The organism is Nonomuraea sp. NPDC001699 (genome assembly GCF_053596455.1).
This window is the reverse complement of sequence record NZ_JBSFGF010000012.1, coordinates 61,314-87,409: the sequence shown is the minus strand read 5'-3', so window position 1 is coordinate 87,409 and position 26,096 is coordinate 61,314. Positions and strand designations below refer to the sequence as shown.

Here is a 26,096-nt window from a genome sequence, read left to right as displayed (position 1 = left end):
CGGATCCTTGCCCCTGCGCGGGCGCCGATGACCTGGGTCGGACTGTTCATCGCGCTGGCCGGAGCGCTGGGATACGCCCTCGGCGCCGCCCTCCAACAGTACGAGGCCGTGTCGGCGGGCGCCTCCCTCAAGCTGGTCCGGCGTCCCCGCTGGTGGATCGGCGGCGTGATCGGCTTCGCCGGGGCGTGCCTGCACGCTGTGGCGCTCAGTTTCGCGCCCCTGGTGGCCGTGCAGCCGATCAGCGTGGCCACCCTGGTGTTCGCGGTGCCGCTGGCCGCCTTCATGTACGGGCGCAAGCCGTACCGGGCGGAGATCCTCGGCTCGATCGCCGTGGCGGTGGGCCTGCTCTGGCTCATGCTGCTGGTGCCGCAGCACAACGTCGTCCCCCGGCTGAGCAGCGGCGCCGCGCTCGGCTTCCTGGGCGTCATCGCGGCGGTCGCGCTGGTCTCGCAGCTGCTCGCGCGGCGCTTCCACGGGCCGGCGCGGGCGCTGCTGCTCTCGGTGGGCGCGGGCGTGGTGACGGCCAGCGTCTCGACGTTCGTCCGGGTGGTCGGCGGCGGGCTGGAGGGGGAGTGGGGCCGGCTGATCCACTGGTTCACGCTGGCCGTGCCGGTGCTGCTGGTCTGCGCCGTCGTGCTGCTCCAGCGCTCGTACGCGGTCGGCTACTTCGGCATCGCCTACGCCGGCGTCCAGGTCATCGACCCGATCACGTCGGTGCTGGCGGGGGCGATCCTGCTCGGCGAACCGCTGCCCACCAGCCCGTCCACGGCGATCCCCGCCCTGCTGGCCGGGGCGCTCACCATCGGCGGCACGATCACCCTGGGCCGCCTCACCCCCGACCACTCCAAGCCCGCCCCCGCCCCCGCTCCCGTGCCGCCGGTGCTCACCTCGGCGACGGTGGCCGCCGAGGCTGCGTCCCAGGCGGCGTCCCAGGCGGCGTCCAAGGCTGACTCCGAGGGCGCGGTCACCGGTCAGCGGCCCGCGTCCGGTCAGTGACCGCCTCCACCGGCGGACGCCAGGACAGCACGTCGTCCATCGAACGCAGCATCAGCTCGGGGCTGACCCGGCCCGCCACGGTCACGGCGAGGTCGCGCAGCCGTACGGCGACGGGGTTGCGCACCTTGGTCACCCGGCAGATCGTCATCGACTGCCGCACCACGGCCGACGTGCGCGCCAGCCGGGCGGCGGTGTAGGCGGCGAGGTCGCCGCCCGCCAGGTGCGCGAGCACCACGGCGTCCTCCAGCGCCTGGCAGGCGCCCTGGCCCAGGTTCGGGGTCATCGGATGGGCGGCGTCGCCCACCAGCGCCACTTTGCCCTGGTGGAGGGCGGGAAGCGGCGTCTTGAGGTAGTACACGTCGTTGCGGATGATCCGGGCGGGGTCGGCGGCCCGCAGCAGCGCCGGGATCGGCTCGTGCCAGCCGCCGAACCTGCGCAGCAGCTCCTCCCGCTCGTCCCCGTGGGTGGCGCCCGCCGGTGACAGGTCGGTGGCGTACAGGTAGACCAGGTCGTCGGCGAGCTGGTGGACGCCGAACACGAGCCCCCTTCCCCAGCTCTCCGACCGGGGGATCGCCAGATCGCCGCGCGGGACGAGCGCCCGCCACGCCGTGACCCCCGCGTACGCCGGTCCCGGATGCCCGGGGAAGAGCGCCCGCCGCGTCGCCGAGTGGATGCCGTCGGCGCCCACGACGAGGTCGGCCTCGATCTCGCCCGCGTCCGTGCGCACGATCCCCCGCCCGGCGTCCACGCCCGTCACGGTGGTGCCCAGCCGCAGGACGCCCGGCCCCAGGGCGTCGGCGAGCACGTCCATCAGCGTGGCCCGCAGCATGACGACCACTGAGTCCCCGTAGCGGGCGTCGGCGTGGTCGGTGGTGGTGCGCGTCAGCCAGCGGCCGTCGGCCCGGCGCACGCCGAGCGGGCCCTCCACCGTGGACAGCTCGCGCACCCGGTCGCCCAGGCCCAGCGTGTCGAGCGCCTTCAGGGCGTTGGCGGCGATCGCGAGCCCCGATCCGACGGGCTCGACGGCGGCCACCCGCTCCAGGACGCTCACCTCCCACCCCTTGCGGCGCAGCGCCACGCCGCCGGCCAGCCCTCCGATGCCGCCGCCGATCACCACAGCCTTGGGCATGATCGCCTCCTTGGTTACTACGTCTGTAGTGTCACCGTACTACATCTGTAGTTCGGTGACACTACCCCTGTAGTATTCGGTCCGTGAAACGAGCGGAGACCGTCGCCGACACGGCCATCACCCTGCTGGCCGAGCGAGGCATGCGCGGCCTGACCCACCGCGCCGTGGACGAGGCGGCCGGGCTGCCGCCCGGATCGACGTCCAACCTGGCCCGCACCCGGGCCGCGCTGCTGGAGCTGACCCTGTCCCGGCTCACCGAGCTGGAGATGGAGGTCATGGCCCCGGCGTACGAGCCGGGGCCGCTCACCCTCGACGGCCTGCCCGCCCGGATGGCCGAGGTGCTGCGCGTGCAGCTGGACGACCGCCGGCGCACCCTGGCCCGCTACGAACTGGCCCTGGAGGCCACCAGACGTCCCGAACTGCGCGAGATCTACGACCGGGCGGGCCGCCGGTTCCGCGACCCGGCGCTCGCCATGCTGGCCGCCCTGGGGTCGAAGGACCCGGTGCGCCACGCCCGCCAGCTCGTGGCCTTCGGCGAGGGGCTGATGTTCGACGCGATCGCGGGCGCGGGCGCCGTGCCCACCCTCGACGAGCTCACCCTCGCGATGGCCGACCTGCTCGCCGGAATGCTGCGTGACGAAGGCGCCGGTCTGCGTGAGGAAGGCGCCGGCCTGCGTGGCGAAGGTGCCGGTCTGCGTGGCGAAGGCGCCGGCGGATAGGACCGCCGGCGCCTGCATCGCCGGTTCATGGCCTGTTCATGGCCTGTGCCGCGGTCTGTGCGCGACCTGCCGGCGGCCTAGTCGTCGCCGCCCGCGTCCTGGCCGTCCCTCGCGTGCTTGCCGCCGCGAGGCTCCCGGTGGTCGTCGGCCGCGCCGGCCTCGGGCGACTCGTCCTTGGGGGGTGCCTCATGCCTGCCCATACGGGGGGAACTCTCCTTCTCGTCGAACAACAGCTCACGGTGACCGTATGACTACAGTTACGTGCCCGGCAAGGGGTTGGTTCACGATCCACGGCACGAATTCGAGAAATATTCGCGTATATCCGGAAATCAGCCGGGACAGGTCGCGCGGTAGGGCACCTCGGGCAGGTGGCGGGCCCAGTCCGCCGCCGACAGGCCCCCGTAGCGGGCGCAGACCGCCGACGCCGGGTCACCGGACGCGGGCGATCGGGCCAGGTCCAGCGTGAGCACCGTCCCGCCCGCGGCCAGCACGCGCGCCGTGCGCCCGTCGCCCGCGAGCACCGCCCGCGCCGGCTGGTCCGCGCCGCCCACCGGCACCTGGCGCTCGGCCAGCAACGTGCGGTCGGGCACGCGCCACACCCGCACCCGGTCGTTGTCCGTCCCGGCCAGCAGCCGGCCGTCCGGGCTGAAGCGCAGGTGCCCCGGGGAGGGCCGCAGGCGGGTGCCGAGCACGGGCACGCCGTCCAGGTCGTAGATCTGGATGCCGGTCTCCTCGGCGATGGCCACCCGCTCGCCGTCGGGCGCGAACGTCGTGTACTCCCACGGCATGCGGTCCAGCCAGGGCGCGGGGGTGACGCGGCCGCCGCGCCTGATCGCCGAACGCCGGCCCTCGAACGTCAGCGCCACCCGGTCGCCGGGACCGGCCACGGCGTACTCGCCGACGAAGGCCGCCCGGCGGGCCCGCAGGTCCCAGGCCCACCGCTCGCCCGACTGCCGGGCCGCCGCGAACAGCAGCCCGCCACCCGGGCTGAACCAGGCCGACTGCTCGCCCGGCGCGCCCAGCCCCCTCCCGAACGGCGGCCCGACGCCCCGCCCCGACGCGGTGTCCCACAGGTACGACCGGTCCACGCCCACGAACGCCAGCGTGCGCCCGTCGGGGGACCAGGCCATCGCCCGCACGCTCTGCTCGGGACCGTTCGTCTCGGCCAGCCGGCGGCGCCCGGGGACGTCGTAGACGCGTACCGTGGCGCCGGTCAGCGTGGCGAGCCGGGAGCCGTCGTCGCTGATCGCGTACAACGAGTGCGGCCCGGCCTCCGGGGCGGTGAAGACGTCCACGGCCGGGTCGGCCGCCGCCGCCGTCAGCACCCGCCGCGCCTGCGGCACCTGGGCCAGCCGCCAGGCCGCCAGGCTCAGCCGGCGCGCGGTCACCGGGTCGGCCACCCGCAGCGCCTCCGCCCGCGACGCGGCCACCTTGGCCATCGCCTGCTCCAGCCGCCCGTCGGCGGCCCCGCGCTGCCACAGCGCGAGCAGCGCCGCCAGCACCGCGACCGACAGCAGCCCCGCCATGAGCGCCCGCCGCCTGCGCGCCCCGCCGCGGGCCCGTCCGAGGCCCTCGTCCAGGAAGGTCTGCTCGCCGGCGCTCAGGGTGACCCGCCGCCGCCCGCCGGCCGCCCACGCCAGCGCCCGGTCGAGGGGTTCTCCCTGGTAGAGGTCGGACTCGCGGCGCCCGCCCGCGTCCCAGGCCCGCGCCGCCCGGGCCAGCTCCCGGTGCACGGCCAGGCCGTCCCGCTCGCTGTCCAGCCACTCGTGCAGGCGCGGCCAGGCCCGCAGCAGCGCCGCGTACGTGATCGTCAGGGGCCCCCGGTCGGCGATCGTCAGGATGCCGGCCTTCCCGTACGTCTCCAGGACCCGGTCGATCGCGGCCACCTCGTCGGGGGCGCGTCCGGCGACCAGGTCGTCGCGGAGTGCGGGGGCCACGGTGTCGCAGCCGGAGTCGTCGAGCCCGACCAGGCGGAGGAAGACTTCGGGCACCAGATCCTGGTCTGCCCGGCAGAGCTGGAGGTAGATCGCCTCGGCGCGGGCGCCGAGCGGCGGGTCGTCGACGGGCTCGGGCGGCAGCAGGCGGCCGAGCTGCGACTGAGGGGCGTCGAGCAGGGACATGAGCAGGCCGCGGGCGTCCGGGCGCTGCTCGGGGTCGTCGTGGAGCGCGGCGGCGACCAGGCCGCGTAACAGCCGGTCGAGGCGCTCCCCGTTGCCTAATCGCTCGGTGAGCCCGTACGCGGCGAACAGCAGGACCCGCCCCCACGCCTGGACGTCACCGGCCGGGCCCGCCTCGGCGTCGGCCAGCCCCAGCCCCACCAGGCGCGGCCCGTCGGCGCCTAAGATGATCTTGTCGGGCGTGAGCGACCCGTGCACCGCCCCCGCCTCGTGCACCGCGGCCAGCGCGGTGGCCGTGGCGGCGGCCAGGCGGTAGAGGTCGTCGCCGGCGAAGGGGCCGTGCCGGTCGACGACCTGGCGCAGCGTCGGCCCCTCGATGTACTCGCTGACCAGATACGGCGGATCGCCCTGCGGGCACGCCTCGACCAGCCGCGCGGCGTGCACCGACCGCACCTCCCTGACCTGTGCGTACGCGCCCGGCCCGGGCAGGTGGAGCGCATGGCGACCGCCCGACTCGTCGTAGGCCTCGCGGACGGTCGTCCGCCCGCCGCCGTCGAGCCGGGCGCCGAGCCAGTAGCCTCCCAGCCGATCAGTCATGCGGGATTAGATGCCGCCTTCCGTTCAGCGGTTCAGTCGAGCCCGGTGCTCCGGCCACTCCTCTTCGAGGATGCCGAAATAGACCGTGTCGCGCCAGGTGCCGTCGGGCCTTCTGCGGTGGCGGCGCAGGGTGCCCTCGTGCACGCCGCCGATGCGCCGGATCGCGGCCTGGGAACGCAGGTTCAGCACGTCGGTCTTGAGCAGGACGCGGTTGTAGCCGAGGCCGAAGGCGTGGTCGAGCAGCAGCAGCTTGCAGTTGGTGTTCAGCGCGGTGCGCCAGTGGGCCTGGCCGTACCAGGTCCAGCCGATCTCGACGCTGTCGTCGAAGCCGGGCACGTCGATGTAGGTCGTCCAGCCGGCCGGAAGCCCGGTCTCCTTGGGGATCACCACGAACGGGATGTGCCGGTCGTCGTCGATGAGCGCGCGGGCCGTCCTCGCCAGGTCCTCCTGCGTGCGCGGGGTGGCGGCGGGCAGCCAGCGCCAGAGCTCGTCGTCCCCGCCTCCGGCGGCGAACAGGTCCGGAACGTGTTCCAGGGTGAGGGGCTGGAGGCGCACGACGTCGTTCTCCAGCACCACGGGCGCGGGCAGCTTGGCGGTCATGCCGCCACGATAGGACGCGGTCCCGTCGCAGGTTGACGGCCACCTGGCGGTTTTTGCGGGGAACCACCTGTCGACAGCCATACCGGCCGGTCGGTAGGCTCACCGGCATGGACTTCGCCTTCGACACCGTCACCGAGGACCTGCGCGAGCGCCTGCTCCGCTTCATGGACGAATGCGTCTATCCGGCCGAGCCCGCCTTCGAGGAGCAGGCCGCGGCCGCCGGCTGGAGCCCGCCACCGCTGCTCGACGACCTCAAGGACGAGGCGAGGAAGCGCGGCCTGTGGAACCTGTTCCTGCCGGGCGCGCACGGCGCCGGCCTGACGAACCTCCAGTACGCCCCGCTGGCCGAGATCATGGGCCGCAGTCCCAGCATCGCCCCCACCGCCACCAACTGCGCCGCCCCCGACACCGGCAACATGGAAGTGTTGTCGATGTTCGGCAGCGAGTGGCAGCGCGACGAGTGGCTGCGCCCGCTGCTCGACGGCGAGATCCGCTCGGCCTTCGCGATGACCGAGCCCGACGTCGCCTCCTCCGACGCCACCAACATCGCCACCTCGATCGTCCGCGACGGCGGCGAGTACGTCATCAACGGCCGCAAGTGGTTCATCTCCGGCGCGATGAACCCCAACTGCAAGATCTTCATCGTCATGGGCAAGACCAACCCCGACGCGCCCAAGCACCGGCAGCAGAGCATGGTCCTGGTGCCGCGCGACACCCCGGGGCTGCACGTCAAGCGCGGGATGCACGTCTTCGGCTACACCGACGCCGACCACGGCGGCCACGCCGAGGTGATCTTCGAGGACGTGCGCGTCCCGGCCGACAACCTGATCGGCGAGGAGGGCGGCGGCTTCGCCATCGCGCAGGCCAGGCTCGGCCCCGGCCGCATCCACCACTGCATGCGCCTGATCGGCATGGCCGAGCGCGCGGTCGAGCTGATGTGCGAGCGGGCCCTGGCCAGGACGGCGTTCGGCAAGCCGATCGCCCAGCAGGGTGTGGTCCAGGACTGGATCGCCGAGTCCCGCATCAGGATCGAGCAGCTCCGCCTGCTGGTGCTCAAGACCGCCTGGCTCATGGACACCGTGGGCAACCAGGGCGCCCACACCGAGATCCAGGCCATCAAGATCTCCACCCCGGTCACCGTCGAATGGATCCTGGACAAGGCCATCCAGGTGCACGGCGCGGGCGGCGTCTCCCAGGACTTCCCGCTGGCCGCGCTCTGGGCGGGCGCCCGCTCCCTGCGCCTGGCCGACGGCCCCGACGAGGTCCACAAGCGGTCCCTGGCCTATCGCGAGCTGAAGAGGTTCATGTGAACGAAGCGCAGATCAAGGAGCGCGTGCGCGCGTTCCTGGGCGAGCACGACCCCGACGGGGACCGGCTGGAGTTCCTGCGGGCCAGGTTCGACGCCGGGCTGGCCTGGGTCTGGTTCCCCGAAGGGCTCGGCGGCCTCGGCGCGGCCAGGGAGCTGCAGCAGGTGGTCGAGCACGAGCTGGCCGGCACGCCGCAGATCAACAGCGGCGTCCAGGGCATCGGCCTGGGCATGGCCGCGCCGACGATCCTGGCGTTCGGCACGCAGGAGCAGAGACGGCGCTTCCTGCGCCCGCTGTGGACCGGCGAGGAGATCTGGTGCCAGCTCTTCAGCGAGCCCGGCGCCGGCTCCGACCTGGCCACCCTCGCCACCCGCGCGGTCAGGGACGGCGACGAGTGGGTGGTCGACGGCCAGAAGGTGTGGACGTCGGGCGCCCACCACTCGCGATGGGCGATCCTGGTCACCCGCACCGACCCGGACGTGCCCAAGCACCGCGGCATGACGTACTTCGTCTGCGACATGCACGCCCCCGGCGTCGAGGTGCGGCCGCTGCGGCAGATCACCGGCGAGGCCGAGTTCAACGAGGTGTTCCTGACCGGCGTGCGGCTCTCCGACGACCTGCGGCTGGGCGAGGTCGGCGACGGCTGGCGGGTCGCGCAGACCACGCTGATGAACGAGCGCGTCGCGATCGGCGGCGCGCCCGTGCGGCGCGGCGGCGGCATGGTCGGCGCGGTGCTGGCGGCCTGGCGCGAGCACCCCGAGCTGCGCACCCACGACCTGCACCAGCGGCTGCTGGCGCTGTGGGTGGAGGCCGAGGTGACCCGCCTGTCCGGGGCCCGGCTGCGCGAGCAGCTCGCCGCCGGGCAGCCCGGTCCCGAGGGCTCGGGCATGAAGTTGTCGTTCGCCAGGCTCAACCAGGCGCTGTCCGGCTTCGACGTCGAGCTCCGCCGCGACCTGGGCTACGACGACTGGACGTTCCGCCGCTCGGAGGACGTCGACTTCTACGGCCGCGGCCCCGGCTACCGCTACCTGCGGGCCAAGGGCAACTCGATCGAGGGCGGCACGTCCGAGATCCTGCGCAACATCATCTCCGAACGGGTGCTCGGCCTGCCCTCCGAGCCCCGCGTCGACAAGGACGTGCCCTGGAAGGACCTGCCGCGATGACCCTGCTCTACTCCGAGGTCGAGGAGGAGCTGCGCGCGGCCGTGCGCGGCCTGCTCGCCGACCGCTGCCCGCCGGCCGCGGTGCTCGGGCGCGTCGAGTCCGAGCCTTACGACCTGGACCTGTGGAAGACGCTGGCGGGCGAGATCGGGGTCGCCGGCCTCCTCGTCCCCGAGGAGCTGGGCGGCGCGGGCGCGTCGGCCAGCGAGGTGGCCGTCGTGCTGGAGGAGCTGGGCCGGGCCGTGGCGCCCGTGCCGTTCCTGACCAGCGCGGTGCTGGCCACGCGGGCGCTGCTGCCCACCGGTGACGCCCTGCTCGGCGAGCTGGCCGAGGGGCGCAGGACGGCGGCGCTGGTCGTGTCGTTCGCGGCCTCGCCGTACCGGCCGGGGCGCGGGTCGTCGCTGCGGCCGGCGGGCGGGCGGCTGTCCGGGACCGTCACCGGCGTGGCCGGAGCGGACGTCGCCGACGTGCTCCTGGTGCCCTTCGAGGGCAGGCTGTACGAGGTCGAGGGCGCCACCGTCGAGGTCGTGCCCTCGCTCGACCTGACCAGGCCGGTCGCCACCGTCACCCTCGCCGGGGCGCCGGCCCGCGACGTGGGGGAGTGCGACCTGGCCGGCGTGCTGAGGTTCGGGGCCGGGCTGCTGGCCTCCGAACAGGTCGGCGTGGCCGAGTGGTGTCTCGACACGACGCTCGCCTACGTCAAGGAGCGCCACCAGTTCGCCCGGCCGGTCGGCTCGTTCCAGGCGATCAAGCACCGGCTGGCCGACCTCTGGCTGGACGTGGTCAGGGCCAGGGCCGCCGCCCGCGCCGCGGCCGCCGATCCCGGGGACATCGCGGTCGCGGTGGCGCAGTCGTGGAACGCGGGGGTGGCGGTGCACGCCGCCGAGGAGGCGGTCCAGCTCCACGGCGGGATCGGGATGACCTGGGAGCATCCCGTGCATCTGTATCTCAAGCGCGCCAAGGCCACCGAGATCGCGCTCGGCACCCCCGGAGACCACCGGGAGGCGCTGGCCTCACTCGCCGGCGTCCCCGGCCCCGAGGGAGTTCAGCAGTAGGTCGGCGAAGTGCCTGCCCACTTGGGCGCCGGTCAGCGGCCCGTCGGTGTGGAACCAGGTGCCCAGGTGGTGCACCGAGCCGAAGAAGTAGTCGACGACCAGCTCGGCGGGCACCCGGTCGCTGAGGACGCCCGTGCGCTGCCCCTCGGCGACCAGGCCGCGGAAGCGCTCGTGGTAGCGGCGGCGCTCGGCGCGCACGGTCTTCTGCTTCTCGGTCGCGAGCAGGTGCATCGACCTGAAGAAGATCTTGGAGTCGTCCAGGTTCGCGGTCGTCGTCTCCACGACGTCGGCCGCGGCCCGGTGCAGCCGCTCGCGGACCGTGCCCGGACCGTCGGCGATGCGCGTCAGGCGGTCCATCTGCATGCGGAGCAGGCGGGCGTAGATCTCGTGCAGCAGATCGTCTTTTGAGTCAAAATAGTGGTACATGGCGCCCTTGGTGACGCCGGCCGCCAGGACGATCTCCTGGACCGAGGTCCCCTCGAATCCGCGGGCCGCGAACAGCCGGGTAGCCTCGGCGAGCAACCGCTGCCGAACGGGTTCTTCCTTCACTTCGTCCCCCTTGTCACCGCCATAGCATACCGACTGGTCGGTTGACGGTCTTGCGGGTTCTATTTACGTCACCTTAGGCTCGCCTTGGTTCAAGCATGGGTATCACTTAGACCGGTGAGGATCTTCGGAGTGGCAGATCCTGAAGGTTTCTACTGACTCGGGGAGTTTGCCGTGCCCGGTGGCTCTATCTACGTGCAGCAGGACGAGAAGTACACAGGCTCATCCCCGCAGTGGTGGTACGAGAAGTTCTGGCGTGAGGACGCGCCCAACCGGCGCCGGTCCCGGTACGTCAAGGCGGGCGTGGGCGCGGTGGCCGGCGTCCTGCTCGCGCTGCGGTTCGGCTCGGAGTTCATCCTGTTCTGGGGAGCCGTCACCGCCGGTCTGGTGGCCGCCGTCGACTGGTTCATCGACTGGCGCTCGTTCCGCGCGACGGCCGTCTGGCGCGGCGCCCGGCGCGGCGAGCTGATCACTGGTCGGCTGCTGCGCAGGCAGCTCGCCAGGCGCGGCTACCAGGTGCTCGACGGCCGCGCGATCCGCGACCAGGCCTCCATCGACCACCTCGTGATCGGCCCGACGGGCATCTGGGTCATCGACAACGAGTCCTGGAGCCCCGACACCGAGATCGGCTGCTACAACGGCAGGCTGTTCTTCAGCGAGAAGTACGGCAGCAAATGGGCCAAGCCGCTCGTCGACACCGCCGAGGCGTTCGCCGAACTGCTGACCCGCGAGACCGGGATCGAGGTCACGATCTCGCCCATGCTGGCCGTCCACTGCGGGCTGCTGCCGCGCGGCGGCGTCGTGGTCGGCGAGGGCCTCGCGCTGATCAAGCCGCGCCTGGTCTCCCGGCGGATCAGGGCGGTCGAGGGCGTGGTGTTCACCGAGCAGCAGGTCGAGCTGCTGACCCGCACCGCGGCCAGGGAGCTGCAGAAGGTCTGACCGCCGTCAGGCCAGGGTCTCGATGAACGCGGTGAGCTGGGCGACGTTCCGGCACTCGTGCATCTCGACCACGGTGCCGTACTCGCTCGCGACCGAGTCGCCGGTGTCCCACTGCGGCCTGGGCTCGGGGTTGAGCCAGTAGGCGTGGCGGGCCCCCGACGTCAGGCGCCTGAGCACGTCGAGGGCGGGCGGCTGGTAGTTGGAGCGGGCGTCGCCGAGGATCAGCAGCGAGGTCCGCGGGCCGATGGCGTCGGCATGGCGTTCGGCGAAGCCTTCCAGGGCGTGGCCGTAGTTCGTCCGGCCGAAGCGCACCATGTCGGCCTCGTCCGCCAGCCTCGTCATGGCCTCCACCACGTCCGCGCCGGGCACGAAGAAGCGGGTGATCTCGTCCACCCGGTCCACGAACCCGAACGCCCGCACCTTCGTGAACTGCTCCCGCAGCGCGTACGTCAGCAGCAACGTGAAGTGGGCGAACGACGAGACCGAGTCGCTGGTGTCGCAGAGGATGACCAGCTCGGGCTTGTGCGGCCGGGGCGGCTTGAAGTGCGTGGTCAGCGGCACGCCGCCGCTCTGCAGCGAGGCCCGCACGGTCCGCCGGAAGTCCAGCCGCCCCCTGCGCCCCTTCCTGTGCTTGATCGTCAGCCGCGCGGCCAGCCGCCTGGCCAGCGGGTAGACCTCCTTGCGCAGCCTGGCCAGGTCGGCCCTGGTGATGCGGAGGAAGTCGATCTGGTCGAGCGGCGGGCGCACGGCCGAGCGGGCGATGCGCTCGATGCCCGAGTCCTCGGCGATGCGGCGGCGCACGTCGGTGGCCACGGCCTCCTCGAACCGCCGGATGTTGCCGTTGACGCGCTGCCGCACGGTCTTCTCGGCCAGCCCGCCGCGTTCCTGCCCGGCCAGCACGTTCGCCAGGATGCGGGCCATCAGCGTCTCGGGGGACAGGGCGCGCAGGACGCTGTAGGAGAACCAGTTCTGGCGGCCGGGCCCGGTGGTCTGCTGGCGGCCGAACCGCTCGACCATGGCCTGGGCGAACTCCCGCAGCTCGGCGTCCGTGCTGCCGGTGAGCAGCCCGGCCAGGCGGTCGCGCAGCTCGGTCACCGGGGCCGTCCGCGGGTCGAGCCCCGCGTCGCCGGGGCGCGGGGCGTGCATGCCGGTCGTGGACGACGGGAACCACAGGTCGAACAGCACGTCGAAGCCGGGACGGTAGGCCGGCTTCTTGACCAGCGTGGCCGCGTAGGCGGCGCGCAGCGACTCGCGCTCGCTCAGGTCGATCACCCGCAGCGCGCGGGCCGCGTCGAGCCCCTCGGCGAGCGACACCGGCAGGCCCGCCTCGCGCAGCGCGTGCACGAACCCGACATGCCGGTCCACCAGCGACATGCGCTCAGGCATCCGGCAGCCCCAGCTCCTTGATCGCCCGCGTCTGGTCGGAGGCGTGCTTGAGCACCACGCCCAGCGTCCCGGCCACCGTCGCCTCGTCCAGCTCCTCCCGGCCGAGGGCCAGCAGCGTGTTGGCCCAGTCGACGGTCTCGGCGACCGACGGCGCCTTCTTCAGCTCCAGCGCCCGCATGGTCGCGACCGTCCTGGCGAGCTGCTCGGCCAGGTCGGCCCGGATGGTCGGCACCTGCGCGAGCACGATGTCGCGCTCCCGCTCCGGCGTCGGGTACTCGATGTGCAGGTAGAGGCAGCGCCGCTTGAGCGCCTCGGACAGCTCGCGGGTGGCGTTGGAGGTGAGCAGCACGAACGGTTTGCGGGTGGCGGCGATCGTGCCCAGCTCGGGGATGGTGACCTGGAAGTCGGACAGCAGCTCCAGCAGCAGCCCCTCGACCTCGACGTCGGCCTTGTCGGTCTCGTCGATCAGCAGCACGGTGGGGTCGGCCGACCTGATCGCCTTCAGCAGGGGGCGTTCCAGCAGGAACTCCTCGGTGAAGATGTCGTCGTCGGCGCTGGTCGCCTGGATGCGGAGCAGCTGCTTCTTGTAGTTCCACTCGTACAGCGCGCGGGCCTCGTCGAGCCCCTCGTAACACTGGAGGCGGACCAGCTCGGACCCGGTCGCCTGGGCCACGGCCTTGGCGAGCTGCGTCTTGCCCACGCCGGCGGGCCCTTCGACCAGCAGCGGCTTGCCCAGCGCGGCGGCGAGGAACACCGAGGTGGAGATGGCGTCGTCGGAGAGGTAGTCCACGGCGGCGAGCCGCGCCGTCACGTCGGCGGGCGAGTCGAACATCGATGCTCCCTGTCTGCAGGCCGAACTTTATTCTAGCGGCAGGAGTCCATCCGAGGTCGATTCGACCAACATGCGGATCACCGGTATATTCCTCTCTGCAAGCGCCGCTAGCTCAGTTGGTTAGAGCAGCTGACTCTTAATCAGCGGGTCCGGGGTTCGAGTCCCTGGCGGCGCACCGCACGAAAACCCCAGTTCAGTACGCTGAGCTGGGGTTTTCTTGTTTTCCTCGTGGCTCTGGTCGAACCGCTGAAGGTGTGAGTCGCCTGCCTCCCCGGGCCCGTTATGCAATCTTTGCTTGCGGCCATGAGGAAGCTGCGTAATATGAACGTTCATATTGCTGAGCCCTGTTATCCCCCGTCAGCCGCATACTCCCCCCTTCGTCATGCCTAGATGAGCCGTCAGAGGATATGAACGTTCAAATTTTCGCCGAGCCATCCGGCTACCTCGACTTCGCCCGGCTGGGGCCGCTCTCCAGCACGGTCGCGGCGGTCCTGGCCGAGTCGGCCCACCGCCGCGTCGGCGACATGCCGCTGGCCTGGTTCGAGGAGCAGGCGGCGCGGACGCGCTCGGCGGCGGCGCGGCTGCTGCGGGCGGCCGAGCACGAAGTGGCGTTCGTCTCCTCCACCAGCCACGGGCTGTTCGCCGCCGCCGCCGCGCTGCCTGGGGAGGGCGTGGTGCTGCTGCCCCGGGGTGAGTTCCCCGCGAACGTCTACCCCTGGCTGCGGTTCGAGGGGCGCGGCGGGCTCCGGGTGCGGTGGATCGACGAAGTGCGCCTCACCCCCCAGGTGCTGGCCGAGCATCTGGACGCGTCGGTGCGGGCACTCGCGGTCAGCGCGGTCGACGCGCTCACCGGCTACCCGGCGCCGCTGGGCGCGCTGAAGGAGGTGCTCGGGCCGGGACGCGTGCTGGTCGTGGACGCGATCCAGGGGCTGGGCGCCGTGCCGCTGGAGGTGGAGGCCGCCGACGTGCTGGTCTGCGGCGGGCAGAAGTGGCTGCGCGCCGGTTGGGGGGCGGCGCTCTTCCTGGCCCGCGACCGCGTCGCCGGGCTGATGGCGCCGGGGCTCGGCGGGTGGTCGGGGGTCGAGGGCCCGCTGGCGGGGCCCGCGCCCCGGCCGCCGCTCGCGGGAGCGGCCGCGCACACGATGACCAATCCCGACTATTCCGGCGTCGCCGCCCTGGGCGTCGCGATCGAGCTGGTCCTGGAGGCCGGCGTCGCGGAGATCGGCCGCAGGACGGCCGATCGGCTGGGTGAGCTGCTCGACACGGCCCGCGCCGCCGGGGCACGGGTACTGCTGGACGCGCCCGCCGGCGCCGGCGGGCCGGCGCCGCCCGGCGCCAGGCCCGGCCCCGGACGTGGCGCCGCGGAGTGGAGCGGCATCGGGTCCTTCACGATGCCCGGCCGGGATCCGGCGGCCGTCCATGCCGCGCTGGCCGCCGCCGGGCTCACCACGACTCTGCGGGGCGAGTGGATCCGTCTCTCACCCCACGCCACCACCTCGGGCGAGGCCGTACAGCGTCTGGCCGCCGCCCTGCACCCCCCGAGAAAGGAATCGTCATGAACCGACCTCTCGTCATGGTCGTCTCCGCGACTCTCGCTCTGGCCGTCACGGCCTGCGGCGGCGGGGGCGGGAGCGACCAGAAGTCCACCGGTCCCGTGAAGATCACGGTCTGGAGCTGGAAGCCCGCCTCCGACGGGCTGGCCTCGGTGGCCAAGGACTTCGAGCAGGCGAACCCCGGCATCAAGGTCGACGTCCAGGTGGTCGGGAACCCCGCGATCTGGGAGAAGATCACGGTGGGGATGGCCGCGGGAGGCAAGGGCCTGGGGGACGTCCTGCACATCGGCATCGACTACCTGCCCGGATACATGGAGAAGTTCCCCGGCGGGCTGGCGGACCTGAGCGAGCTGGGCGCCGACAAGTACAAGGACGCCTTCGCCGAGGGCCTGTGGCCGACGGTCACCGGCAAGGACGGCAAGGCGTACGCGATGCCGTGGGAGGTCAACCCGGTCGGGTTCTTCTACCGTTCGGACCTGTTCGACAAGGCAGGCCTCGACGCCGCGGCGATCAGGACCTGGGACGACGCGATCGAGGCGGGCAAGAAGCTCAAGGAGAAGACGGGCGCCTATCTGATCGGCCTGAACAAGCCGGCGGCCGGCAGCGTGGACATGGACCTCTTCCAGTCGCTGCTGCAGCAGCAGGGCGCCTTCTACTTCGACCGTCAGGGAGCGGTCACGCTCTCCTCGGCGCCCGCCGTGCAGGCGATGACCCTGATCAAGAAGATGAACGACGCCGGGATCGTCGCCGACACCTCCGGCGAGGGGACGCGGAAGAAGCTGATCAGCGAGGACAAGGTCGCGGTGCTGCCATGGGCGGCTTGGGGGGTCGGCTACATCCCCGAGACGTGGCCGAAGCAGAAGGGGCTCTGGCGCGTCATGCAGCCGCCGGCCGTCGTGCCGGGCGGCAAGCGCACCGCGATCGTCAACTCCACGTACCTGTCGGTCTCCGGAACCAGCCCGCACAAGGCGGAGGCGTTCAAGTTCCTTGAGTACGCGCTGACCAGGCCCGAGGTCATCAACAAGATGTTCGAGGACGGCGGGGTCTTCCCCGCTCTGACCGCCGCCTACGCCGACCCGCGGTTCACCGCCAGGACGGACTACTACGGCGGGCAGCCCGCGCTCAAGACCTTCGTGGACGCGCTGGGCGAGGGCGCGGACGCCACCTACTACTCCGGCGACTACGCCCGCGCGCTGAAGATCGCCAGTGACGCGCAGACCCAGGTCCTGCTGAAGGGCGCCGACCCGGCCGCCGCGCTGAGCCAGGCGGCCCAGCAGTTGTCCCAGCAGTCCGGCAGGAAGCTCGCGGGATGACCGCCCGCCTGCTCACCAGGAGAAACGTTCCGTACTTCCTGGTGCTGCCCGCGCTGCTCGGCTTCGTCTGCTTCAAGGCCTATCCGATCCTGGCGGCGGCCTACATCAGCCTGACGACCGGCGCCGGGGCGGCGCGTTCCTTCGCCGGACTGGACAACTACGTCAGGCTGGTGAACGACCCGCTGTTCTGGACGTCGTTGGGGAACACGGCGCTGATCCTCGTCGTCCAGGTCCCGATCATGCTGATCCTCGCGCTGCTGCTGGCGCTGGGCCTCAACTCCAAGCTCGTACGGCTGCGCGCCCTGTGGCGGCTCGGCGTCTTCATGCCCTCGCTGACCGGCCTGGTCGCCTACGGCGTGATGTTCTCGGTGATCCTCAGCAAGGACTCCGGCCTGCTCAATTGGCTGCTCGGCCTCTTCGGCGTCAGCCCGATCGACTGGCTGGGCAGCCCCTTCTGGGCGCGAATCGCCATCGTCATCGCGCTGACCTGGCACTACTGCGGCTACAACGCGGTGATCTACCTGGCCGGGCTGCAGAGCATCGCGAAGGAGCTGTACGAGGCGGCGATGGTCGACGGCGCGGGAGCGGTCCGCCGCTTCTGGTCGATCACCGTCCCGCAACTGCGGCCGATCCTGCTGCTGACGATCGTGCTGTCGGCGATCGGCACGCTGCAACTGTTCGACGAGCCGTTCGTGCTCACCGGCGGTGGCCCGGACAACTCCACCCTGACGATCTCCCTCTATCTGTACCAGAACGGCTTCCGCTACTTCGACTTCGGTTACGCCTCGGCGATCGCCTACGCGCTCACGCTGATCGTGGCCGGCTTCGGGCTGGTGCAGCTCAAGCTCACCGGAGGCAGGAAATGAAGGGCTGGCTGCTGACCTTCGCGCTCGCCGCGTGCTTCGCCCTGTGCGTCGGCCCGTTCTACTGGCTGACCATGGCGGCCACGCACGCCAACGCCGACATCTTCGGCGCCACGCCCACGTTCTCGCCGGGCGACCAGCTCGGAGCGAACACCGCGAAGCTGGAGGAGTCCATCGGCCTGCTCCACGTGCTGGGGAACACGCTGCTCGTGGCGGCCGTCCAGACGTCGATCGCGCTGGTCGTGGCGTTGCTGGCGGGCTACGCGTTCGCCAAGTTCGAGTTCCGTGGCAGGAACGTCTTCTTCGTCCTGCTGCTGTCGACGCTGGTGATCCCGGGCGGCGTCACCATCATCCCGATCTTCGAGATGATGAACGACCTCGGGCTGATCGACACCTTCCCGGCGCTCATCCTGCCGAACCTGACCGTTCCGTTCGGGATCTTCCTCATCCGGCAGTCGCTGCAGGCCGTACCCGACGAGTTGCTCGACGCGGCGCGCGTGGACGGGGCGGGGGAGCTCCGGGTGCTGTGGCGGGTGGTGGTGCCGGTCATGCGGCCCGCGCTCGCGGCGTTGGCGGTCTTCCTGTTCCTCGGCGCGTGGAACGACTTCCTGTGGCCGCTGATCGCGCTGCGCACGCCCGAGATGTTCACCCTGCCGGTCGCGCTGGCCACCCTCCAGGGGCTGGCCAGGACCGACTTCGGCCAGGTCATGGTGGGCACCGCGATCTCCGCGCTGCCCATGATGATCCTCTTCCTCATCCTTCAGAAACAGTTCATCTCCGGCCTGCTGGCCGGGGCCACGAAAGGTTGACCATGCAGATCTGGGAGCCGCACGCCCTCGGGGAGACGACCGTCGTCCGCGCGGGCGAGGTCGAGGTGGCGATAGCCGGTACGGAGGCGATCACGGTCACCCCGGTCGCGCCGGACGTCTGGCTGATCGACGCCCCCGAAGGGAACGCGGCGCAGTGGAAACTGCCGTGCGTCAACGCCGCGGCCTTCTGGACGCCGGGCTCGGGCACCCGCTGGATCCCGCCGATCTGGAGCTCTCCGACGGCGGCCGGGCTGATCTCCGGCGCGCCCGTCGTCAGCCTCGTCGGCACGGCGGGGGCCAACCTGTGCACGGTGGCCCTGGCCTCGGTGACCGGCAGCTTCACCGGCGGCGTGATCGAGGAGACCGGCGAGTTCGTCTTCACCGTGCAGGGCGAGGGGCTGCGGATCCGGCTGGACCTGTCGGATCGGCAGTTCTCCGCGGCGCTGACCGAGGTCGCCGGATGGTGGCAGGAGGGCCGCGACCTGCCGCCCACGCCGCGTCAGGCCAGGCTGCCCGTGTACTCGACCTGGTACAGCATGCACCAGGAGGTCTCGCGGGAGTCGGTGGAGCTCCAGGCCCGTCTGGCGAAGGAGCTGGGCTGCGCCACGATGATCGTGGACGACGGGTGGCAGACGGCCGACCGGTCGCGGGGGTACGCCTTCTGCGGCGACTGGGAGCCCAACATCTCCGACATCGGGCAGCACATCCAGCGGGTCCAGAGCGACGGCATGGCCTACCTGCTGTGGTACGCGCTGCCGTTCGTGGGCAAGGACAACGCCGCGTTCGAGCGTTTCGAGGGGAAGTTCCTGCGCTACCTCGACCACATGGACGCGGCCGTCCTCGACCCGCGTCACCCCGAGGTGCGCGCGTTCCTCGTCGACAAGCTGGCGCGAGCGGTGGAGGAGTGGGGCGCGGACGGCCTGAAGATCGACTTCATCGACCGTTTCGGCACCGACGAAGGGGTGGCGGAGCTGCTGCGCGAGCTCGACGTCAGGCTCCGGGCGGCGAAGCCGGACGTGCTGATCGAGCACCGCCAGCCGTACACGAGCCCGGGTCTGTGGCCGTACGCGAACATGGTCAGGGCGGTGGACTGCCCGCTCAGCCCGCAGGAGAACCGGCAGCGGACGATCGACCTGCGGCTGACCGCCGGACCTCAGGCCGTGCACTCGGACATGATCCTCTGGCATCCGGACGAGTCCGCCGAGCAGGTCGCGGTACACCTGATCAACGTGCTCTTCTCGGTGCCGCAGATCTCCGTGGACCTGGCGGCCCAGCGGCCCGACCAGCTCGCCGCCATCCGGTTCTGGCTGGGCGTCTTCCGGCGCCACCTCGCCACGCTGCAGCTCGGCGTGCTGGAACCGCACGGGGTCGAGCACGGATACCCGCTGGTGCGGGCCTACAGTGAGGAGAACGAGGTCGTGGCCCGGTACGCTGCCCTGCCTGTGGACGTGCCGGAGATCGCAGAGCTGCTCGTGGCCAACGCCGCCCCCGACACCCGCGTCGTCCTGCACGGGCGGGGTGTCGCGACGGCCGAGGTCCGCGACTGCGGCGGGCGGCTCGTGAGCGAGAGCGAGCTGCGCTTCACCTCCGGCGCGAGCGTGGTCGAGGTACCCGTGGGGGGCCTGCTGACGGTGAGGAGAGACTGAGTGGCGGCACGCCGTGGGATCACCATCGAGGACGTCGCCCGCGCGGCGGGCGTGTCCCGCCAGACGATCTCCAACGCGCTCAACGCCCCCCAGCGGCTCAAGCCGGAGACGCTGGAACGGGTGACCCGGCTGATCGAGGAGCTCGGCTACCGGCCCGACCAGTCGGCGCGCAGCCTCAAGTCGGGCACCAGGCGCATAATCGCCTACCCGACGCCGGTGGACGACCCCGCCAACCCCAACCCGCTGATGGGCGGGTTCCTGGAGGCCGTGGTGGCCTCGGCCGGTGAGGTCGGCTACCGGATCCTGCTGCTGCGGCCGCGCCCGGGCCAGAGTCAGGAGCAGGCACTGGACGAGGTGATCGCGGCCCGCACCGTGGACGCCTTCCTGCTGTCGGACGTGATGCGTGACGACCCCAGAGTCGCGCACCTGACCGCGGCGGGGTTCCCGTTCGCCGCGTTCGGCAGGACGATGCCGGACCAGCCGCAGTCGTGGGTGGACGTCGACAGCGTTCAGGCGGTCATCGAGCTGGTCGGGCTGCTGGCCGCCAGGGGGCATCGGCGCGTGGCCTTCCTGGCCTCCGTCGGCGCGCAACCGTGGATGGAGGACCGCAGAGACGGCTTCCGCGCCGGCGTCCGCAGGCACGGCCTGGTGGGGCAGGAGTTCTCCGCGCCGGGCGACGGCCCCGCGGAGCTCGTCACGGTCACCCGTGAGCTGCTGCGCGGCCGCAACCGCCCGACGGCCGTCGTGGCCGCCGGCGACTGGCTCGCGCTCGGCGTCTACGCCGCGGCCAGGGAGGAGGGCATCGAGATCGGCGCCGATCTCGCTCTGGCCGCCTTCGACGACCTTCCCCTCACCGCGTTCCTCCATCCCGCCCTGACCACGGTACGGCTGCCGCTCCAGCGCATCGCGCGGGCGCTGATCGGCCGTCTGATCCAGACGGTGGAGGACGGCGCGACCCCTCAGGCGGGGCTGCTGCTGCCCGGGGAGCTGGTGATCCGTCCCAGCATCGGCCCATGATGCGCATCGGCTCGGCCAGCTCCGAGTTGGTCGCGATGTTCGAGTGGGCCGGGGCGAGGGCGCTGCGCCTGCGGCACGAGGGCGGCTCGCAGGGCCCCGTCGACGTCGACGAGCACCGGCCTGCGGGGACGGGACAGAGCCGCTACCTGCCCTCCTACTGGGCGGGTTACGCACACCGCAGCGGCTTCTACGCCCGCGACTTCGCCCACCAGATCGTCGGCGCGCACCTGCTCGGCATGGCCGAGGCCAACCTCACCATGCTGCGCTGCTTCGCCGCCTCGGCCACCCCCGAGCACGGCTTCCACCCGGTGTGGGCGTTCAACTTCGACGGCTCCTACCTGTCCATCGACTACCGCGGCCCCGACTCCTTCGTCCGCGAGCTGCCCGCGGTGTACGAGCTGGTGGAGAAGGCCGGGACCGCCTACCGATGGACCTGGGACCGCGCCTACGTCGAGGATCCCGTGCTGTGGTCCTACTACCGCAACGCGGTGACGGAGATCGTGCCGCGTGCCACCGGAAGGGGGATCTTCCAGGGCGTGGCCAGCTACAACGAGCTGGCCGGCGAGCACCTGGCGGAGGCGGGAGACTCCGTCGGCTCCCGGTATCAGGCATACCTGGCGATGAGCGCCCTGAGCCGGGCCCGCGGCCTGGACGGCGAGGACTTCGCCTGCCGGGCCGCCGAGCTGAGGCGACACTTCAACGAGGTCTGGAGCGTCGGCGAGAACCCCGCGGACCTGGTGCGCGGCTACACCGTGGACGGCGCCCCCGTCACCGGATGGGGTTGTGAGAACAGCTGGTTCATGCCGCTCAAGGACCTCATCGAGCCGGGTCCGCGCAACGAGGCCTACCTCGACTTCATCGACGGCCAGGCCGCCGGCCCCGATCGTCCCCGCAACATCGAGGCCTACACGTACCTGCCCGACACCTTCTTCCGCCACGACAGGAACGCGGCCGCCTGGCGCTGGATGCGGCACGTCTTCGACCGGCGTGCGGAACCGCATGTCGCGGGCGGCCTCAACGGCGACTACCCCGAGGTGTCCTTCACGCTCGTCAGCCAGGTCGTCGAGGGCCTGCTCGGCGTGACGCCCGACGTGAACGCCGTGACCACGCTGTCCCACCTGCCCGACGACATCGCCTGGGCCGAGGTCTCGGGCATCCCCTTGGGCGACGGCACGATCACCGTCCGGCACGACGGCAGGACCGCCACCACGCTCACCAACACCTCCAGCGACACCACCTACCGCTGGGAGGCCCGCTTCCCGGACGCCCCCGCCGTGGTCACGCAGGTCGCACCGGGACAGAGCGCCCTGGTCACCGCTCCCGACCGCCCAGGGTGAGAGCGGGCTCGGCCGGGTGGGCCGTCTGCCGCCTATTCGAAGAGGGACGGGTCTCCGGTGCCGCGACGAAGGATCTCGGGCGCATCCTGTGAGAGATCCACGACGGTCGTCGGCGTGGCGCCACATTCCCCCGAATCGATGACGGCGTCCACCATGTGGTCGAGGCTCTCCTTGATCTCCCAGCCCTGCGTCGAGGGCTCGGTCTCGCCGGGCAGGATCAGCGTGCTCGACACCAGCGGTTCGCCGAGCTCGGCCAGCAGCGCCTGGGTGACGACGTGATCGGGGATCCGGACGCCGACGGTCTTCTTCCGGGGATGCAGCAACCGCCGCGGCACCTCCTTGGTCGCCGGCAGGATGAACGTGTACCCGCCCGGAGTCGCCGCCTTGACCAGCCGGAACACCGCGTTGCTCACATGAACGAACTGGCCGAACTGCGCGAAGTCCTTGCAGACCAGGGTGAAGTGATGATCGCTGCCGAGGTGCCGGATCTCTCTGATCCGGTCGAGGCCGTCCTTGTTGCCCAGCCGGCACCCCAGCGCGTAGCACGAGTCCGTCGGGTACGCGATCAGCCCGTCGGCATGCAGGGTCTCGACCACCTGGCCGATCAGGCGAGGCTGGGGATTGTCAGGGTGCAGGTCGAAGTACTTGGCCACGCATCGGATCATAGGAGCACGTACCTCCACGCGTGACACGTGGCCCGGCCCGTACGGCCGAGTCACATACCGGGCGCGGATCGTCTACGGGCGGGACGGGCGGCGGAGGCGTAAGCCGGTGAGGGCGGCGGCGAGGACCAGCGAGCCGGCCAGCACCAGCGCCCGCCCGTCGGGGCCCGCCTCGCCCCCGCCGCCGGTGTCCGCGCCGCCCGTCGGCGTCGCGGCGGGTGTCTTCTCCGGGGTCTCGGCCGGGGGCGTGCTTTCGGTGGCCGGGGTGTCTGTGGCGTCGGTGGCGCCCGGAGCGGTGGTGACGGTCAGGGGGTACGACGCCGGCGCGTCCTTGTCCTGGAGTTCGCACTCGATCAGGCGCTGCTGCGGGGTCGGCCCGAAGTTGACGGACGCGGGCCGGACCGTGCCGGTCCCCGGATGCCGGGGCGTGGTCCGCAGGTCGACCGTGCCCGCAGGGAGGGGGATGACCGCTCCCGGGACGATCAGGCCGGGGCTGCCGACGCCCGTCGCCGAGGTCAGCCGGTCGATGCCGCTGACGGCGGCGTAGGCGTACAGCTTGATCTCGCCGGTCAGGCCGGTGGCGGGGGCGCGCAGTTCGGCGCCCTCGACGTACGAGCCGCGCCAGCCGATCGTCAGCTGCTCGTCCACGGGGGCGGTGGCGGGCACCGTGAGGGTGATGGTCATCTTGACGACCTGCGTCTCGTTCGTGCCGGCGGTCTTGCACGTGTACGCCGTCACCGTGCCGCTCTCGGGCGCGGGCGTGGCGAACAGCAGGACGGCCAAGGGCAGGATCAGTGGCAGGCGCACGACGTTGTCCCTTTGTGGCGGATGTGACACAGAAGGGACGGCGGACGGCGGCGGCAGGTTGACCGGACCGTCCACATCCGGACAACGCGTGCTGTGCGGAGCCGGTTCTGTCGGACCCGGCTGGTATCCATGGCTCCCATCAAGATGATCACGCTGGACGGCGGAGGCCCCGGGCTCTCGTGGAGAACGCGCAACTGAAGGTAATCGGTCTGCAACAATTCGTGCATGGCGATGTTGCGGTCAGTCAATGGCCTGCCCCACCACGGGGCCGGCGAGCTGGGGCGGGTGGCTCACGGCGCGCTGACCGGCCCCTCCGAGTCGGCCGGGTGGCCGAGGCTGTTCCTCGGCTACAACACCCTCCCCGACCCGCCGTTCCCGCTGGTCGGCTACCTGCAGTACGAGCTGGCGCAGCCGGGCGGGCTCGGCCTGCCCGCGTTGCTGCGCATGATGGCCGAGTCGATGCGGGCCCAGCCCGTCCCGCCCGAGGACGCCTTCGACGAGTCGCGGCGGCGGGTGGCGACGGCGATGCGGGTCGACGCGCTGGTGGTCGTCGCCCCCGCGCATGCCCTCGCGCCCGCCGAGGGCGAGGGCGCGTGGAGACCTCCGGCGTACCGGGAGGGGCCGCGCAGGCCCGCGGCGGCGCACCGGGAGGGCGCGTGGGAGCCCGCGGCGGCCCTGGCGGTCGACCGCGAGGGCGCGAGGGTGCTGCTGGTGGCCGGTCGGAGCGCCGAGGGCGGCCGCATCGGGCCGCGACGGCCCGCGGAGGAGCCCGACGCCATGCTGGCCGGCCTGCTGGGCGAGGTGCTCGACGCCCAGCACGCCTGGACCAAGGCGGCCTTCGCGCTCTGACGCGGCGCGGCGAAGGCGTCGATGAGCCGGACGCACCCCCGGGCCCCGACTACTCTCCTTTGGAAGGGCATGTCTGGTGGTGGAGGGATTCGTGACGGTCAACGGGGCTGCGAACCGCGAGACGTCTCCTGCTGCGGCGGCGTCCGGTGAGGCGGTCGGCCGGGTCCTGGGCACCCAGGCCGCCTCGCCGCTGTCGTTCTGGGTCGGGCTGGAGCCCGGCAAGGTGTTGCAGCTCGACGACGTCGTGGTCACCAGGCGCGAGGTGCCCGGCCACGGCCCGGTGCTGGTCGCGGGCGTGGTGACGACGGTCGAGGCCAGGCACGAGGGCGCCGCCTACGACTCCGACGTGTTCCTCATCGCCGAGGGCGCGCTGCCCGCGGCCGTGGTCGAGGTGGCCGAGGTGCGGGTCACCAGGGTCGAGCCCGAGGTGTTCGTGCCGCCGCTGCCGGGCTCCCAGGTCTTCCTGGCCGGGGCCGGCGACCGCGACCAGGCGCTCTACTTCGACGTGATGGACCGCCGGGTCCCCATGGGCACGGGCCGCGACGGCTTGCCGCTCTACGTCAACTTCGACTTCCTCGACGGCACCCGCGGCGCGCACGTGTCGATCTCCGGCGTCTCCGGCGTGGCCACCAAGACGTCCTTCGCCACGTTCCTGCTCTACTCGATCTTCAACTCGGGCGTGCTCGACGCCGAGTCGGCCAACACCAAGGCCCTGATCTTCTCCGTCAAGGGCGAGGACCTGCTCTTCCTCGACCACGACAACGTCCGGCTCGACGACGGGGCGCGGGCCGCGTACGCCCGGCTCGGGCTGCCCGCCCAGCCGTTCGGCAGCGTGCACGTGTTCGCGCCGCCGCGGCCCGGCGACCCCAACGGCGTGCCGCACGTGTCCGCGCGCACCCAGGGCGTCAGCTCGTTCTTCTGGACGCTGGTCGAGTTGTGCGAGGAGGAGCTGCTGCGGTTCGTCTTCGCCGACGCCGACGACGAGCGCGCCGGATACTCCCTGCTGGTGGGCCAGGTCGCGGCCCGGCTGAAGTCGTGGGCCGAGCCGGTGGGCGACGGCGGCGCGGTCATGATCAGGGGCACCGCCTGCCGTACCTTCGGCGACCTGGTCGAGCTCCTGTCCGACCAGTTGCAGGACGAGGCCACCCGCATCGAGTGGACCGGCGCCCAGACCCCGCTCGGCACGGTCAACGCCTTCCTGCGCAGGCTGCGCAGCGCGGTCAAGCCGCTGTCCCCGATCGTCCGCGGCGACCTGCCGTTCTTCCGGGCCCACTCGGTGCGCACGTCCGACGCCCAGGTCACCATCGTCGACCTGCACAACCTGCCCGAACGCGCCCAGCGGTTCGTGGTGGGCGTCGTGCTGCGCGGCGAGTTCCACCGCAAGGAGACCTCGGGCACGGCCAAGCCGCTGCTGTTCGTGGTGCTCGACGAGCTGAACAAGTACGCGCCGCGCGAGGGCGACTCCCCGATCAAGGAGATCCTGCTCGACGTGGCCGAGCGCGGCCGTTCACTCGGCGTGATCCTCATCGGCGCCCAGCAGACCGCCTCCGAGGTGGAACGCCGCATCGTGTCCAACAGCGCCGTACGCGTCGCGGGCCGGCTCGACCCGGCCGAGGCCGCCCGCTCCGAGTACGGCTGGCTGCCCCCGGCCGTCAGGGAACGCGCCACGATCGCCAAACCGGGCACCATGTTCGTCGCCCAGCCGGAGATCCCGGTGCCGCTGGCCGTCGCGTTCCCGTTCCCCGCCTGGGCGACCCGTCCGGCCGAGGCGGCGTCCCGGGCGAGTTCGTCGGCCGCCGATCCGTTCCAGGGGTTGCCGGGCGTCGAAGACGACATTCCGCCGTTCTGAAGGGAGCT

Annotated in this window: 24 protein-coding genes and 1 tRNA gene; 16 read left to right on the top strand and 9 right to left on the bottom strand. The window is 72.0% G+C overall.

Annotated features, from left to right (window positions below; translation table 11 throughout):
- Positions 1-27: 27 nt before the first annotated feature.
- Positions 28-996, top strand: a complete 969-nt coding sequence (locus ACWCSU_RS31545; protein WP_449939868.1) for a hypothetical protein — start codon at positions 28-30, stop codon at positions 994-996.
- Here ACWCSU_RS31545 and ACWCSU_RS31540 read toward each other — a convergent pair.
- A complete protein-coding gene (locus ACWCSU_RS31540) occupies positions 965-2,125 on the bottom strand; it encodes an FAD-dependent monooxygenase (protein WP_357699062.1) in 1,161 nt (386 codons plus the stop codon). The genes ACWCSU_RS31545 and ACWCSU_RS31540 overlap by 32 nt on opposite strands.
- A gap of 83 nt (positions 2,126-2,208) precedes the next feature.
- On the opposite strand from ACWCSU_RS31540, the gene ACWCSU_RS31535 reads away from it, so the two are divergent.
- Positions 2,209-2,844 carry a TetR/AcrR family transcriptional regulator gene (locus ACWCSU_RS31535; protein WP_449939865.1) on the top strand — a complete coding sequence of 212 codons (636 nt, stop codon included), beginning with the start codon at positions 2,209-2,211 and terminating at the stop codon, positions 2,842-2,844.
- 77 nt (positions 2,845-2,921) lie between these two features.
- Here ACWCSU_RS31535 and ACWCSU_RS31530 read toward each other — a convergent pair whose 3' ends face one another.
- From ACWCSU_RS31530 to ACWCSU_RS31520, 3 genes are all read right to left on the bottom strand, one after another.
- Entirely contained in the window at positions 2,922-3,044 is a 123-nt protein-coding gene (locus ACWCSU_RS31530) for a hypothetical protein (RefSeq protein ID WP_357699066.1), read from the bottom strand.
- A 129-nt stretch (positions 3,045-3,173) separates the two neighbouring features.
- On the bottom strand, positions 3,174-5,558 hold the full coding sequence (locus tag ACWCSU_RS31525) for an nSTAND1 domain-containing NTPase (RefSeq protein ID WP_449939862.1): 2,385 nt from the start codon (positions 5,556-5,558) through the stop codon (positions 3,174-3,176).
- Positions 5,559-5,582: 24 nt separating this feature from the next.
- Complete coding sequence (locus tag ACWCSU_RS31520) at positions 5,583-6,158, bottom strand: GNAT family N-acetyltransferase (protein WP_449939860.1); 576 nt, start codon at positions 6,156-6,158, stop codon at positions 5,583-5,585.
- 107 nt (positions 6,159-6,265) lie between these two features.
- Here ACWCSU_RS31520 and ACWCSU_RS31515 point away from each other — a divergent pair, with 107 nt between their 5' ends.
- Genes ACWCSU_RS31515 through ACWCSU_RS31505 form a run of 3 tightly spaced genes read left to right on the top strand, consistent with a single transcriptional unit; the run spans position 6,266 to position 9,680 of the window.
- Complete coding sequence (locus ACWCSU_RS31515; protein ID WP_449939857.1) at positions 6,266-7,468, top strand: acyl-CoA dehydrogenase family protein; 1,203 nt, start codon at positions 6,266-6,268, stop codon at positions 7,466-7,468.
- On the top strand, positions 7,465-8,628 hold the full coding sequence (locus ACWCSU_RS31510; protein WP_357699073.1) for an acyl-CoA dehydrogenase family protein: 1,164 nt from the start codon (positions 7,465-7,467) through the stop codon (positions 8,626-8,628). The genes ACWCSU_RS31515 and ACWCSU_RS31510 overlap by 4 nt, the downstream gene beginning before the upstream one ends.
- Positions 8,625-9,680 carry an acyl-CoA dehydrogenase family protein gene (locus ACWCSU_RS31505; protein WP_357699075.1) on the top strand — a complete coding sequence of 352 codons (1,056 nt, stop codon included), beginning with the start codon at positions 8,625-8,627 and terminating at the stop codon, positions 9,678-9,680. Before ACWCSU_RS31510 ends, ACWCSU_RS31505 begins: the two co-directional genes overlap by 4 nt.
- Here the strand turns inward: ACWCSU_RS31505 and ACWCSU_RS31500 are convergent.
- Positions 9,639-10,229, bottom strand: coding sequence for a TetR/AcrR family transcriptional regulator (locus ACWCSU_RS31500; protein WP_357699077.1), 591 nt, complete (start codon positions 10,227-10,229; stop codon positions 9,639-9,641). The two genes, ACWCSU_RS31505 and ACWCSU_RS31500, sit on opposite strands and share 42 nt — an antisense overlap.
- Positions 10,230-10,400: 171 nt before the next feature.
- Between ACWCSU_RS31500 and ACWCSU_RS31495 the strand changes: the two genes are divergently transcribed.
- Positions 10,401-11,165, top strand: coding sequence for a nuclease-related domain-containing protein (locus ACWCSU_RS31495; RefSeq protein ID WP_357699079.1), 765 nt, complete (start codon positions 10,401-10,403; stop codon positions 11,163-11,165).
- 6 nt (positions 11,166-11,171) lie between these two features.
- Here the strand turns inward: ACWCSU_RS31495 and ACWCSU_RS31490 are convergent, their stop codons facing one another.
- Both ACWCSU_RS31490 and ACWCSU_RS31485 read right to left on the bottom strand, forming a co-directional pair.
- Positions 11,172-12,551, bottom strand: coding sequence for a vWA domain-containing protein (locus tag ACWCSU_RS31490; RefSeq protein WP_357699081.1), 1,380 nt, complete (start codon positions 12,549-12,551; stop codon positions 11,172-11,174).
- Positions 12,544-13,383: an AAA family ATPase gene (locus ACWCSU_RS31485; RefSeq protein ID WP_357699083.1), complete on the bottom strand. Its 840-nt coding sequence runs from the start codon at positions 13,381-13,383 to the stop codon at positions 12,544-12,546. The genes ACWCSU_RS31490 and ACWCSU_RS31485 overlap by 8 nt, the downstream gene beginning before the upstream one ends.
- A 101-nt stretch (positions 13,384-13,484) precedes the next feature.
- On the opposite strand from ACWCSU_RS31485, the gene ACWCSU_RS31480 reads away from it, so the two are divergent.
- The 8 genes from ACWCSU_RS31480 to ACWCSU_RS31445 all read left to right on the top strand — a co-directional run bounded on the left by ACWCSU_RS31480 (position 13,485) and on the right by ACWCSU_RS31445 (position 21,921).
- Positions 13,485-13,558, top strand: a tRNA-Lys gene (locus ACWCSU_RS31480).
- A 232-nt stretch (positions 13,559-13,790) separates the two neighbouring features.
- Positions 13,791-14,942: an aminotransferase class V-fold PLP-dependent enzyme gene (locus ACWCSU_RS31475; protein ID WP_449939852.1), complete on the top strand. Its 1,152-nt coding sequence runs from the start codon at positions 13,791-13,793 to the stop codon at positions 14,940-14,942.
- Entirely contained in the window at positions 14,939-16,249 is a 1,311-nt protein-coding gene (locus ACWCSU_RS31470) for an ABC transporter substrate-binding protein (protein ID WP_449939850.1), read from the top strand. Before ACWCSU_RS31475 ends, ACWCSU_RS31470 begins: the two co-directional genes overlap by 4 nt.
- The gene (locus tag ACWCSU_RS31465) at positions 16,246-17,115 is read left to right on the top strand and encodes a carbohydrate ABC transporter permease (protein ID WP_357699089.1); all 870 of its coding nucleotides are present in this window, start codon (positions 16,246-16,248) and stop codon (positions 17,113-17,115) included. The genes ACWCSU_RS31470 and ACWCSU_RS31465 overlap by 4 nt, the downstream gene beginning before the upstream one ends.
- Positions 17,112-17,921 (top strand): carbohydrate ABC transporter permease, encoded by an 810-nt coding sequence (locus tag ACWCSU_RS31460; protein ID WP_357699091.1) that lies wholly within the window; start codon positions 17,112-17,114, stop codon positions 17,919-17,921. Before ACWCSU_RS31465 ends, ACWCSU_RS31460 begins: the two co-directional genes overlap by 4 nt.
- A gap of 2 nt (positions 17,922-17,923) precedes the next feature.
- Positions 17,924-19,567 (top strand): glycoside hydrolase family 36 protein, encoded by a 1,644-nt coding sequence (locus ACWCSU_RS31455; protein WP_357699093.1) that lies wholly within the window; start codon positions 17,924-17,926, stop codon positions 19,565-19,567.
- A complete protein-coding gene (locus tag ACWCSU_RS31450) occupies positions 19,568-20,584 on the top strand; it encodes a LacI family DNA-binding transcriptional regulator (protein ID WP_364084755.1) in 1,017 nt (338 codons plus the stop codon).
- Positions 20,581-21,921: a hypothetical protein gene (locus tag ACWCSU_RS31445; RefSeq protein WP_449939846.1), complete on the top strand. Its 1,341-nt coding sequence runs from the start codon at positions 20,581-20,583 to the stop codon at positions 21,919-21,921. The genes ACWCSU_RS31450 and ACWCSU_RS31445 overlap by 4 nt, the downstream gene beginning before the upstream one ends.
- Positions 21,922-21,953: 32 nt before the next feature.
- On the opposite strand, the gene ACWCSU_RS31440 is transcribed toward ACWCSU_RS31445, so the two are convergent.
- Positions 21,954-22,574: an L-threonylcarbamoyladenylate synthase gene (locus tag ACWCSU_RS31440; RefSeq protein ID WP_357699099.1), complete on the bottom strand. Its 621-nt coding sequence runs from the start codon at positions 22,572-22,574 to the stop codon at positions 21,954-21,956.
- Positions 22,575-22,658: 84 nt separating this feature from the next.
- A complete protein-coding gene (locus ACWCSU_RS31435; protein ID WP_449939845.1) occupies positions 22,659-23,390 on the bottom strand; it encodes a hypothetical protein in 732 nt (243 codons plus the stop codon).
- Between the two features lie 225 nt (positions 23,391-23,615).
- On the opposite strand from ACWCSU_RS31435, the gene ACWCSU_RS31430 reads away from it, so the two are divergent.
- Together ACWCSU_RS31430 and ACWCSU_RS31425 are read left to right on the top strand one after the other, a co-directional pair.
- The gene (locus ACWCSU_RS31430) at positions 23,616-24,239 is read left to right on the top strand and encodes a hypothetical protein (RefSeq protein ID WP_449939842.1); all 624 of its coding nucleotides are present in this window, start codon (positions 23,616-23,618) and stop codon (positions 24,237-24,239) included.
- A 91-nt stretch (positions 24,240-24,330) separates the two neighbouring features.
- Positions 24,331-26,088 carry an ATP-binding protein gene (locus tag ACWCSU_RS31425; RefSeq protein ID WP_449939840.1) on the top strand — a complete coding sequence of 586 codons (1,758 nt, stop codon included), beginning with the start codon at positions 24,331-24,333 and terminating at the stop codon, positions 26,086-26,088.
- Positions 26,089-26,096 lie beyond the last annotated feature (8 nt).